The sequence below is a fragment of the Desulfuribacillus stibiiarsenatis genome, from assembly GCF_001742305.1.
GTDB classification, from domain to species: domain Bacteria; phylum Bacillota; class Bacilli; order Desulfuribacillales; family Desulfuribacillaceae; genus Desulfuribacillus_A; species Desulfuribacillus_A stibiiarsenatis.
Genome location: NZ_MJAT01000001.1, coordinates 39,535 through 52,055, shown reverse-complemented (window position 1 = coordinate 52,055; position 12,521 = coordinate 39,535). Strand labels below are relative to the sequence as shown.

The following is a 12,521-nucleotide window of genomic DNA, read 5'->3' as shown; positions in this document are numbered from 1 at the left end:
CACATCCAATATCTATTATTTCTCTTTATTATACTTTTGAATAGCCTTTGTAACGATTGATTTTATATCAATACTATTATTTATGATAAATTTGTCTATTACATCCTGTAATGACATTTGAATTGTTCCTTTAATTCGAGCCCCACCTTCAGTCGCATTAATAAACGTAGTATTGGGATTTCTCAAAATTTTATCTTCAAACCAGCGAAGATAGATATTTAAGTTTTTTGTCGTATACACTTTTTCTCCATAATATCCTTGAACTTCTCTCATATTAGACAAATCTTCAACTTTTCTGTGCCATGTTCCTTCAGTATGTGTTCTGCCTTCTGTATACGCCAAATCTTGTCCCATAAAAACAATAGGATTACCACCAAACATAAGTGCTACGTCTAAGGCTGTTGTAGCTACCGATCCACCAGTATCATTGATTTTGCGATTGTTGTTTAGTGCATATTCTTCTGCCGGTTGAAAACCCGTTTGAAATGCAATTAGTTTAAGTCCAGGATAGCTATCAAATATTTCTTTATCAGCAGACGATAAGGCAATGACAGGAATATCCTGGGCTTCTTTTATAGAGCGAATTTGATAAAAAGACTTTGGCTTTGGCTCCGTAATTACAATGAAATCGGGTACTAAACCAGATTGAACTACTGTTATAGCTGCTCGACCAACTACTATAACAATAGCTTTATTTTTACATTGTTTTAGTAAATGCTTATTTTTATCTAAAGACGGACCCGCCGACACTACAATTATAGGTAAACACTTGAACTGGTTAAACATACTGTCGACAGGATAATCGAATTTTTTAATGTTATGATGAAAATTATATTCTAATAAATCAGAATGACTTCTTGCCGTTTGTTCTTTCATCCTATATTCTTCTATTAGATATTTAATATCCGTTAAGAAATCAGGAAATGCTTGTAAAGAAGGATTATGAATCAGGATTTTCGTATTCTTTTTCCCAAGCAATTCTTTGCAGCGATAAGTATATCCCTGAATACTATTCTCATAGTAAATATTAATTCTTTTATCAATAATCAATTCTTCTAAATTATTGGCATCAAACGCTGTTCGTAAGATGTCTATATTACTCTCAATGATATCTATATTTTGGTTTATTTTTAATTTCTTTTGTAGCTCTTTAATGTGATAGCCTAACCCGAATCCTATGACTAAAAACCCGTCAAATTCTTCGCTATAATTCTCTATCGCAAACTTCTCTGCTTCTTTTATAGGATCATATTTGCTATGCAAATAAATTTTACGATTTAACAAAGCAACTTTCGCTGTTGTTTCATTAGTCCTTGTTGTTTCAAGCTCTATCTCTGTACTTATACCAATTGCCCTAATTAACAACTGATCATGTAATCTAGATTTATACATTTTTAAAAGTGTTAAATTTTGATTTAAATACATGTTATCACCATAATCTTCTAATGTTTATTTAATGAATTTAACCACTCTCTTAGTATTTCCAATACTTCATACTCTAAAATGTCAGATATTAAAACTAAATCCTGATTTTCCAATGCTTGGTGAAAATCGTTCATTACTTCTGTAATTCTACTTTCTTCAATGATAATGCCTTTACTTTCTAAATGTGGACTTATTAAAGAGACTAAATCTAACGTCCACTGCAAGCCTTCAATAACGTAAACTAACGTCGAAAATGCTTCACCATCTTGTTGGGATTGGAAGTACTCTAAGACTTGTTCAGAACCTTTAATGAGTTTAGGCAGATATTCTCGAAAGCTTTCTATGCTTTCATCAATAAGTTGCTTGTTAACATCCATACAATCAATTCCCTTCTACATTCTGATAGTATAAATATAGGCTGACCAACTTCAAATTGGTCAGCCTATGGCTAATCTTAGTATTTACTTTTTACTATTATCCTAGTAATTGAAGTACTGATTGCGGAGCTTGGTTAGCTTGAGCTAACATAGCAGTTGCAGCTTGAGAAAGAATGTTTTGCTTAGTGAAGCTCATCATTTCTTTCGCCATATCTACGTCACGAATACGAGATTCTGCAGCTTGTAAGTTCTCAGACGCATTGTCTAAGTTCTTAATTGTGTGCTCTAAGCGGTTTTGAAGAGCCCCTAGCTTAGATCTTTCCTCAGATACAGTTGTAATCGCAGAGTTAATTGTATCGATAGCCGCACTCGCTGATGTTTGACCTGAAATGCTGATACCAGTACCAGCTACAGTACCACTTACACCTAATGCATTTGCAGTCATATCGTTAATATTGATTTCTAACTCTTGGCTTTGATTAGCTCCAATGTGAATCTTTAATCCTGCAGATGCAGATGCACCACTCAATAGTACTCTAGTGTTAAACTCAGTGTTCTCAGCGATACGATTGATTTCTTTCGCTAGCTCATTTACTTCCTTTTGAAGAGCTGTACGGTCAGCAGTTACGTTCGTGTCGTTTGAAGATTGAACAGCAAGTTCTCTCATACGTTGAAGAATTGCATGTGTTTCGTTCAATGCACCTTCAGCAGTTTGAATTAAAGAAATACCGTCTTGCGCGTTACGGCTCGCTTGGTTTAATCCACGAACCTGAGCTCTCATTTTCTCAGAGATTGAAAGACCAGCAGCATCGTCACCAGCACGGTTAATACGGAAACCAGATGATAATTTCTCCATTGATTTTGCACCAGAAGCGTTGTTCATGCTTAAGTTACGGTGCGAGTTCATTGCCATAATGTTGTTATTAATTCTCATTGTAAATTCCTCCTTGAGTTTTCATCCCACATCCATGTGGTTGATGTTTTATTAGCAGCATTGCTGCAAAATTTAAGGTAAAACAGTTTCATGAGTCGGCCGCCTCAATTCCCTGTTTTATTTTCTTGTTTCTATTATCGGATTATCTGAGTTTCTATTAAATCTTAAATAACCCTGTTTTTCCAGTGCCACATGGATATTACCACATTTATCTCTCGTTTTCTCTATTTTGCATATCAAAGTATGTTTTTAATCATTTTATTTTAAAATCTTTAATATCAACCATCGAACTTACAGATTCACGGTTTGCCGCTGTAACTTCATCTATTAACTCCTTACGAAGAATAGAGACGCTTTTCGGAGCATCTATCCCTATTTTTACAACGTCTCCATCAATCCCTAATATGCTAATTTCAACGTTATCTCCAATTTTAATCGACTGGTTTTTCTTACGAGACAATACTAGCATCCTTTAGTCCTCCTTCGTACATGCAGCTTCTTTACTAGAAACAACTTGAGGACATGCATTTTGAGGAAACAATGGTTGTCTTGTTGTAAAACGTTGATCATTGAGAATAAACTGCTTTGCAAGTTTGTTATTCATATTAATAACTACCGGCGCTTGGAGATTTGCTGTAGCTTTCTGCAAATCATCTTTAATTGTAACGATGGAGTAAACAAGCACGTCTTCTGCTTTTTGAATCGATAGTACTTCTTGGATTTCTTCTGAGATTTCCACCTCATAATCATTAAAAAACAAATGAGGTTCCGTTAATATAAAACATAAATCCGCTTCTTGAATAGATTGTAGGAAATTAAAAGGATTATCCTGTCCTGCAGGGATTAGCACGAACCCCTTCTCTTCTTCAAACCCGGGAATTCCTTTTGGGAATGTAATGATTTGATCTTGTGCAATTTCTAGTGCTCCTAGTCTTGTAGACAGTACCTTCATCTAAATACTCCTCTCAATGTATAACTAAATTTTTATGAATTATATTTCGCACTAAATTGAGATACTTTTATTAAATACAATACTAGCTTTATTTTGATTGCGAATAAAATATTTCTTATATAAGATTGCTAATATAACAATATATACAGTTAGTATTATACCATAGATACAAGCACTTTTTTACAATTATATGTTTCTGTTTATGTAAACAAAATATGGCATTCCTATCTCACTTAGATTGGAATGCCTTAGTAATTTTCTTTTAAAAATTCGTGTTCACATTAGTACCCGCTACATCGAAATGGATTTGGTTTTTCTGCACTAGATAAGATTTTACCTTGCCAGGTGTATATTGTCTTGCAGGCATATTAATATTCACATCTGTATTTATTTGATGTGGCTCTACGTTAAAATGCGTCTTTGTTGGTTGGTAATTAAATTTTACAGAACCAAAGCTCGGTGCAAACTTAATATTATAGTCCACTCGTTTCGTCTGATCTCGCCTAGCAAATTCTGCAAAAGGGTTGCTTTGAATATGAATAGCAGCCATACGATCCCCGTCTTGAGCAATTCTAGCGATTCCCCTCAGCGCTTGACTTCTACCTTTATCCGCATACTCTTTTATTTTAGAGAAAATATGCTTTAATCCAACTTCACTAAAAGCTTGCCGTTGATCAATAAAAATCTTAGCGTGCTCTGTATGCATGTTCAGGTTTGAGGGTTTTTGATGAATCTGAATATCTGCGGGTCTTTGTTGCATTTGGAAGTGACCCTGCTCAGTTTCTGTTTGTAACTTAGCAGATTGTTGTGTTATTTGTATCATAGGGATGTTCATCAAACCACCTCCATCGTGCTTAGCAAGCAAAATCTTTATACTCAATGAAAATAGTATCTTCTGTTATGTAGAAAAAGATATACATTATATGAAATGCATACCTTCAACAATCATTAAAAATTTATCTTAAAAAGTCCATTAACGATGGCTGAATAATTCTAGCGCCTGTCGAAAGTGCCGCACGGTGCACATTTTCTTGATTCTTAAGATTCGTAATTACTTTCGGGATATCAGCATCTTCTGCATCAGAAAGGAGTTGCGTCGAACTGTAATGACTGTCAACTAAACGGTGTTGAACAAGCTGAATACGATTAATCTTAGCACCTAATTCTGAACGCTTAGAGATAATATGATCAAGATTTTGTTCTAGATTTGATATGAAACCGCTAATATCTTCATTCGAGTCCCCTTCTAAAGCTAGAACAATGTCATCTAATACTCGGAAGATACTTTCTCGATCATCACCTGGTACACTGGAATCTCCAAATAGTATTACCCCAGGCATATTTACTGGCAAGAAAATTTCTTTTCCCATTTCAATTTTTATCTCCGCTAGGTTTTCATTCGTAAATGAACCAGGAATCTTACTATATAATGGATCTCCTGGAGGGACAACAACGGCATTATTATAGGGTGCGGTTTTCGTATCTGTCCCAGCAAAAATATACCTACCACCAATCGTAGTATTCGCTAACGTCCCCAGCTGATCTTTCAATTGGCGTAATTCTTGAGCTATCGCATGCTTCGATGCGTCATCCATAGTATCTGTTGCTCCACGCACTAATAATTCCCGTGCTCTTTGCAACACATTTACTGCAGAATCAAGCGTTTGATCTGTAAGCTCCATCCAGTTTAACGCTTCCGTTGTATTGCGTTGAAATTGCTCAATTTCAGTAATCGACGTTCGGTGGTACATCGAGCGCACAGCTGAAACAGGGTCATCGGAAGGCTTATTGACCTTCTTCCCTGATGCTAGCATTTCTTGATATCTATCCATTCCTCGCATACTCTTATTTAAGTTGCGAAGCATATTCGTATTGAGCATTGATTGGGTTACGCGCACTATCGTTCACCTACCTTATTTAGGATCATATTATCTTCCTACTAATCCCATTCTGTTAATAATCGTATCTAACATGCCATCTATATTTGTGATTGCACGCGCTGATGCATTGTATGCGTGTTGGAATTTAATCATGTTGGCCATTTCTTCGTCCAGTGAAACGCCTGATATTGATTGGCGACGGTTGTCGACTTGGTCAGCGAGAACTTGTGAGTTATTCATTAAGCGATCGGCTTCCGTAGCCTGAACACCAATTCTAGCAATAAGGTTTCTATAAAAATCATCAAAAGTTGCAGTTTCAGGTAAACCTGCGATAATCTTAAATTTAATAGAAGCTATTGCACTTGCATTCCTGCCATCACCCTCATAGGATGGACTAGAAGTATTATCTGCCTGAATCACTTCTCTACCTGCAGCAATCTTATCCAGACTCCCTTGAATATGCGGATGCACCATAAAACTTCCTGCATTCCGCGGCTGAATATACTCCCCTGTTTGGTTATAGTGATCCTTATCAATAAAAAACATCAGCTTATCGCCGTCCGCTAAAGTCCGACCATTATTGATATCATCTAGGGTTAATCCCGTACTATGAATTTCATTAATATGAGAAGCAAATTCTGTTGCCAGAATATCCAAGTGCCTAAGAACATCAGGTAGAATCCCATTCACTCCATACCCTGATTCTGGGTCTTCCGGGTCATTTAATGTACTAATTCCTCTAGACTCTAGTAAACCTTGTAATTCTCCACGGTTTAATCGAACAGGGGCGCCAGCCAGATTCACATCGAATAAGCCAGTTTCCTCGTTCTCGGCTACTGTCATTTCAGCCCTTTGACGTCCGTCAACGATTGCAACATCCCCTACCATAACTCGAACCATACCAGTATCTCTACCATCTGGGAATAACACTGGTTGAACCGCATCAACATTCACTAATCGTGACAATTGATCAATTAACACATCGCGTTGGTCTTTAAGATCATTCGCTCTATAGCCATGCGGTTCCACACGTCCAATTTGGTCATTTATGTCTCGTAACTGTGTTGTGATTGAGTTGATTTCTGTTGTTTTAATCGCTATTACCGAGTTCATATCTCGCTGGTGCTCTACTAAACCTGTACGAATAGCACCAAGGGTCTCTGTCAAAGCGTATGCACGCTCGAGAACTACTGCACGGGCAGAAGAAGCTTCAGGCTCTTTCGCTAAATCCTGCCACGATGTCCAAAACTTATCAAGTGTTGCTTGTAATCCTGTATCGGAAGGTTCATTAAGAACCATTTCAACTTTAGATAATGTATCTTTTCTAGCTTCCCAGTAACCAAGATGCTTTTGCTCACCACGGAATTGCATATCTAAGTAATCTTCGCGCAGTCTTAGAATATCAGCAACGTCAACACCCGTACCTAATAAGCCAGGATTCTTACTCATCTGCATCCCAGTGTAAGGTATGGCTGGTGAAGTTCTCATATTGGCAACTTGTCGTGTATAGCCTTCTGTATTCGCGTTCGCAATATTATGCCCGGTTACATGTAGGGCTGATTGCTGTGCAAATATTCCGCGTTTACTTACTTCAAGCCCATGAAAAGTCGATCTCACTCTAGTACACCTCTCTCAATCTATGTCTATACTACGTCTAATGTCTGCATCCTTGCAGATTGAGGCGTCCTTGCATTATATAAGTTCCATTAATTACTATGTTCTTGCATCAAATACACTCTTACCTTTTTTCAGACTACTATTCGCTACTGGTTTAGAATATGTTAAATCTTGGTCCGGGTCCTCTGTAATTGCCTCAATAGTTGTTTGAATATAGTCTAATGATTGCTGTAAAAGTTTTGCATTCAACTCGTTGATTTTTGCTAATTCTTGCACAACTTCTTCTAAATCCGATTTTATCTTCCCTAGTCTTTGTTTGACAACCTCATCTTGCACTACATTTGTCAAAAAAGAAATAGTAATATCGTCAGGGCTAATCTTTAAAGATTCTGCTAATTGCAGGACCATTGCATGGCGATCCTTCTCCATATAGCGAACGTCCTGAATCAACTTGTGCTCCTCTTTCACAATTTTCTCTAAGTCTGCTAAAGAACCACTAATAAGGATCGTCTTCTTCTCTTGACTTAGGGATAATAATTTTTCGTGATGAGCTAGTTGATCGCGCAAAATCTCATAAAATTTTTCAATAAATTTCACAGAAAAACCTCCTGTCCGTTCCTTCGGGTTGGAGATACATCAAACTATTTCAACAACCACGAATTTTCTTGAAGCATCTTCTCAGCGACAACTTTAGAATTCACTTGGTATGTTCCACTTTCATACTGTTCCTTCAATCGCTCTACTTTTTCCGCACGGCTAGAAGGATTTAAAATATCGCTTTTCTGTACTTGCAATAGTTCTTGCCCAGCTTTTGAAATTTGAAGCTCATCCTTTTTAGCTTCAGCCTTCTTTGCTCCTTGCGCCTTATTTGCTTTTTGATATGCCTGGATTGCTCCCACACGGCCTAAATCGTTAATTTTCATTATGCGTCACTCCTTCATCAATCGGTTTCTTACTTATTGCGACAAAATACAAAAACCGACATACAAGTTATACTTGTAATATCGGCTTTTTTCATTAATTGTTTACACTTTTTATTTTAAACTTTTATGTAACATGAAATCTTTCTTTACCGCTTTTTAAAACTATCGAAGTGGTAACCAGTCTTATTATCCCCTTCACGTGGCTTTTTAAGCTCAGGTTCAGGTTTTTTGCCAGCTTCTGATAGTCCTTTTTGTAAGTCTGTCATACAGCTATTGCAAAATCTACCAGCTGCAATAAAAGCACCACATCCTTCACATGGGTACAGCATATTCGGGTTATTCTTCAGATTAATACGACCTTGTTTAATAAAACGAGTAATCAACTTGACTGGCACATCCGTTGCTTCGCTTGCCTCATGAATTGTGCAATCTTTGTGTTCCTTCACATACTTTCTTACTTTCTGGTAATACTGTTCCTCTTCATGGGTGCATTGTTGGCATATATCTTTAAATGTGTTATCAAATAATCTTCCACAACGTGGACAATTAGAAAGTGCCATGAAAGTCAGCTCCCCTATCATTTTTATGCCTTACATACTAATATCTTCAAGCTCTGAATAGAATCATGTAGAAATATCAATCAATAATGCCGAATCGAACTATGGCTATTATATCACTTATCCTAGGGATTGAAAATAAAGAAAACTTAGTTCAGATGGAGTTTTTACTCTACCTGAAGTTTAGTTGCACTTATTTCGCCTGTACCCCTTGTGGGTAAAGCTTGGCGGCACTCTTCATCTTTATCGCGATAGAACTAACGCATACACCTCTGACGCTCCAGCGTCACGCAATACTTTGGCACAAGAGTCTATCGTTGTCCCAGTTGTATAGATATCGTCTATGATAAGAATTTTTTGATTCTTTAAATCCTCTTTATCAGAACTAAATACATTATCATCACTACATCGATCATCACTAATATACTCAATATAACGAAAGGCATCAGCCAAAGAGCGGGCGCGATCTTGTTTCGTTTTTTTGCTCTGCTTCTCCGTTTCTTCAACTCTCTGTAAATGAGTGCATACCGGAATCCCACTACATTTCGAAACAGCATTCGCTAAATATTCCGCTTGATTAAATCCTCGTTCTGCCAAGCGATTCCTATGTAGTGGAACTGGAACAATCTTATCAATGGGTATGCTATGAAAGTATCTTCGGTACGCATGACTTATTAATGATTCTAAAAAAATCCCCACTTGGCGATTCCCTCGATATTTCCAAAGATGAATCATCTGCTGCATAAATTCAGAGTATTGGGTAGCGGCCCTGGAATATATGAAATTCCGTTCTCCATTACCCTTGCAGTCATTACATATATGTTGATCCGTCTTGCGCCCGCAGACCTCACAATAAGAACCGCAGATAATAGGAATCTGTGTAGTACACTCGCGACAGACCTTATTCTTCAAATCTGCTTCAATCCTCGCAATATACAGTAAATCTTGTTTCCCTATTTTTAAGTTTTCTTTATGCCCATTGATAATTGTAGATAGTGAATCGATCGGGTATTCAAGAAAATGATTTGATGAGATTTTTCCTGAACATAGGGAGCAATCTGGTGGTACGTTAAATAACAGATCCAAACTCACTTGTAACCAATCTTTTAAAGTTCCCATATCCAACCTCCACTATAGCATTAAAATCGATATAGAACTTAGATCATTCCACCTAGATCCATTATGTTCCTAATTTGTGATATCTCACAGAACTCAGTTGAACTCAGAGTCATCATAATTTATCTAGTCCTCAGTGTAGCAGCCGCTTTATTGATCCCTTGAATCTCATCAATTGCGTTTTGAATTGGTCTATGCAAATACTTGCCCATAAAAATCACATTGCCGTTAGGGTGAGTTACAGTCCTTCCTACTCGACCGGCGATTTGTATTAATGTCGATTTCGTGAATACCTTATGTTCCGCATCGATTACAACTACATGGGAATTCGGTATTGTTACGCCACGCTCCAAAATCGTTGTACAAATTATCCATTGATATCGTTCATTACGAAGATCACTGATTTTCTCTACTCGCTCCGGATCACTGGCATATACAAATGTAAGCTCGATTGACAACTGCTCAGAAGTTATATACAGACTTAATTGGCTGTGTAACCATTTGCCTTTTGCTATCGAAGGGACGAAAAACATCACTACGCCTTCGCACGGTAGTTGTTCTAATACTTTTATAAAGTCCCTTGAGAGGCGAGGCACTCTATGCTGAGATGCACTATTAGTTGCATCCTGTATTTGTCGGTTCTTTGAATTGTACTGTAATATTTGAAGTACATTACGAATCATACCCTTGATATTCGTGCACAAAATATTTGCTTCATAGCTAGTGCAACGGACCCAAGTCGGAACTGGCAAAGGTTGCTGATGGTGACGTTGAAATAACGTAACCAAAGCTAACTGCCCTTTCTCCACTTGATGAATCAAGTCTTGATTAGGTGTAGCTGTCATATATACAAATTGCCTTCCTAGTCGATGCGCATGCTGATAGAGCACCGGGTCGCCAGCATAGGGAAAAGCATCCGTTTCATCGATGATGACTAGGTCAAAAGCATCGTCAACATATCGAATCAGTTGATGTGTTGTGGCAATCGTAATATCTGCAGCTTTATGCTTGTCCTGGCTACCACCAAACACTGCGTGTACTACATCGCTAGGGAAAGCGGCTTGAAATCTCGGAAATAGTTCAAAGACCACGTCTTTTCGCGGGGTAGTAACAAGGACTTTCTTCCCTTTTATTCTCTCTTCTGCAATTGTCTCAAAAATCAACTCCGTCTTCCCAGCCCCACAGACCGCCCATAGTAATCCACTCTTTCCGTTTTCAACAATGGTCGCAATTCGTTTGCTAGCCGTAACCTGAAGGTCGGATAATGGATGCGGGTAAAGCGGATTGCTTTGTTCTTCGCGTAGTTCTCCGTTTTGTCGTTCACCCTTAAACACTTCCTGAGCGCTCCGCTTGTGTGCTGCAATCAGAGGTATACAACCCCGTGTTTCCCCATAAACAGCACAGGCGGTACATACAGGACAGGGCTCTCCACAGGCCCCACATTGTTGCATGATGATATGAGTAAATTGAAGACAGCGGCCACAAAAAAACCTGCCATTATTGTCTTGTTGAATGGCAGGTTGAATGATTATGTGATTTTGCTTATGCAAGAAATTTAGCACTTGATAGATGGGCTCATGGTTTCCTTGCAACATTTCTTGCGTTTCGTGGTGAATCGAAGTGACGAGTTCAGGTAGTGTCAGTCTTCGCGCACCTAGAATTCCAAGAACTTTCTTTTTCAGTAACAACATATCGGAATCACCCAATGTCATTTCTAAATCTTTCATCGTCCCATTATCAGTTGCAAGAGCAACTACTTTAGTCTCAATACTTCCTTGATTCCGAACTAAATCTTCACAACGAACGAGATAGGGGCTTCTATTCATCGAACAAAATCGCTAGACCGATGGTACCCATACCAGTGTGAGAGCCAATCACTGGCGTCAAGCTACGGACTTCCGTGCGAATGCTAGGGAATTTTTCTAGGATTATATTCTGTAATGACAAAGCATCCTTTTCGTTAGCAGCATGAAGGATGTTCACTAGTGGAAGATTTGGGCGTTTCTCCTCAGATATTGCCTGTTCCACATAACTTGCCAATTTATCTAAAGCTTTTTTAAATGTACGCACCTTCTCATGTGCAACAATTACGCCTTCTTTGTTCACAAACACAATTGGACAGATATTCAATAGCGATCCTAGAAAATATGCGACTCCACTCACTCGACCGCCTTTATGTAGGAACTCTAAGTCACCTACAGAACAATATACACGAATCGAATCAATGATTTCCTGCAATGTTGACTTTACTTCTTCTATCGACTTGCCTTGTTCGCGCAAATTCGCTGCCTTCATGACTAAATGTCCAATCGGTCGTGAAAGGCTCTTCGTATCAAGGAAATGGACAGTCAAATCCTTAATCTGCTCCGCGGCAGCTTTTGCTGAATTCAATGTGCCACTGATTCCAGTAGAAATATGAATCGATAAAATTTCTGAAATCCCTTTTTCTTTTAAGCCATTATATGCTTGTATAAAATCTCCAACGGCAGGCTGGGATGTCTTCGGAATATCTTTCGTCTTCTGAATCCTATCGTAAAATTCATGATTGGTGATGTCGATTCCTTCACGGAACGATTGACCTTCTAATAAAATAGATAATGGCACTATGGCTGCCTGGCTAAAGCTTTGTTCTTCCTCAGACAAGGTTGCCGTACTATCTGTTACAAGTCCAAACATATGAACCCATCCCTTCAATCAGTCTTACACTTTCCAAACTTTAGATATTTCTATCTACACTACA

Annotated in this window: 14 protein-coding genes; all 14 read right to left on the bottom strand. The window is 38.0% G+C overall.

Annotated elements, in window-relative coordinates:
• Positions 1–15 precede the first annotated feature (15 nt).
• Complete coding sequence (locus BHU72_RS00190) at positions 16–1,425, bottom strand: motility associated factor glycosyltransferase family protein (RefSeq protein WP_069700609.1); 1,410 nt, start codon at positions 1,423–1,425, stop codon at positions 16–18.
• Positions 1,426–1,442: 17 nt separating this feature from the next.
• The gene (locus BHU72_RS00185) at positions 1,443–1,802 is read right to left on the bottom strand and encodes a DUF8042 domain-containing protein (protein WP_069700608.1); all 360 of its coding nucleotides are present in this window, start codon (positions 1,800–1,802) and stop codon (positions 1,443–1,445) included.
• 97 nt (positions 1,803–1,899) lie between these two features.
• On the bottom strand, positions 1,900–2,736 hold the full coding sequence (locus tag BHU72_RS00180; RefSeq protein ID WP_069700607.1) for a flagellin N-terminal helical domain-containing protein: 837 nt from the start codon (positions 2,734–2,736) through the stop codon (positions 1,900–1,902).
• A 253-nt stretch (positions 2,737–2,989) separates the two neighbouring features.
• Positions 2,990–3,205: a carbon storage regulator CsrA gene (gene csrA, locus BHU72_RS00175; RefSeq protein ID WP_069700606.1), complete on the bottom strand. Its 216-nt coding sequence runs from the start codon at positions 3,203–3,205 to the stop codon at positions 2,990–2,992.
• A 3-nt stretch (positions 3,206–3,208) separates the two neighbouring features.
• The gene (gene fliW, locus BHU72_RS00170; RefSeq protein WP_069700605.1) at positions 3,209–3,688 is read right to left on the bottom strand and encodes a flagellar assembly protein FliW; all 480 of its coding nucleotides are present in this window, start codon (positions 3,686–3,688) and stop codon (positions 3,209–3,211) included.
• Between the two features lie 262 nt (positions 3,689–3,950).
• Entirely contained in the window at positions 3,951–4,523 is a 573-nt protein-coding gene (locus BHU72_RS00165) for a DUF6470 family protein (protein WP_069700604.1), read from the bottom strand.
• Between the two features lie 121 nt (positions 4,524–4,644).
• Positions 4,645–5,586 (bottom strand): flagellar hook-associated protein FlgL, encoded by a 942-nt coding sequence (gene flgL, locus BHU72_RS00160; protein ID WP_069700603.1) that lies wholly within the window; start codon positions 5,584–5,586, stop codon positions 4,645–4,647.
• A 30-nt stretch (positions 5,587–5,616) separates the two neighbouring features.
• A complete protein-coding gene (gene flgK / locus BHU72_RS00155) occupies positions 5,617–7,185 on the bottom strand; it encodes a flagellar hook-associated protein FlgK (protein WP_069700602.1) in 1,569 nt (522 codons plus the stop codon).
• Positions 7,186–7,281: 96 nt separating this feature from the next.
• On the bottom strand, positions 7,282–7,782 hold the full coding sequence (locus BHU72_RS00150) for a flagellar protein FlgN (protein WP_069700601.1): 501 nt from the start codon (positions 7,780–7,782) through the stop codon (positions 7,282–7,284).
• Between the two features lie 44 nt (positions 7,783–7,826).
• On the bottom strand, positions 7,827–8,108 hold the full coding sequence (gene flgM / locus BHU72_RS00145; protein WP_069700600.1) for a flagellar biosynthesis anti-sigma factor FlgM: 282 nt from the start codon (positions 8,106–8,108) through the stop codon (positions 7,827–7,829).
• Positions 8,109–8,254: 146 nt separating this feature from the next.
• Positions 8,255–8,668 (bottom strand): TIGR03826 family flagellar region protein, encoded by a 414-nt coding sequence (locus BHU72_RS00140; RefSeq protein ID WP_069700599.1) that lies wholly within the window; start codon positions 8,666–8,668, stop codon positions 8,255–8,257.
• 240 nt (positions 8,669–8,908) lie between these two features.
• Positions 8,909–9,784 carry a ComF family protein gene (locus tag BHU72_RS00135; protein WP_069700598.1) on the bottom strand — a complete coding sequence of 292 codons (876 nt, stop codon included), beginning with the start codon at positions 9,782–9,784 and terminating at the stop codon, positions 8,909–8,911.
• 119 nt (positions 9,785–9,903) lie between these two features.
• Entirely contained in the window at positions 9,904–11,607 is a 1,704-nt protein-coding gene (locus BHU72_RS00130) for a DEAD/DEAH box helicase (RefSeq protein ID WP_069700597.1), read from the bottom strand.
• A complete protein-coding gene (locus BHU72_RS00125) occupies positions 11,600–12,475 on the bottom strand; it encodes a DegV family protein (RefSeq protein WP_218076062.1) in 876 nt (291 codons plus the stop codon). The genes BHU72_RS00130 and BHU72_RS00125 overlap by 8 nt, the downstream gene beginning before the upstream one ends.
• Positions 12,476–12,521 lie beyond the last annotated feature (46 nt).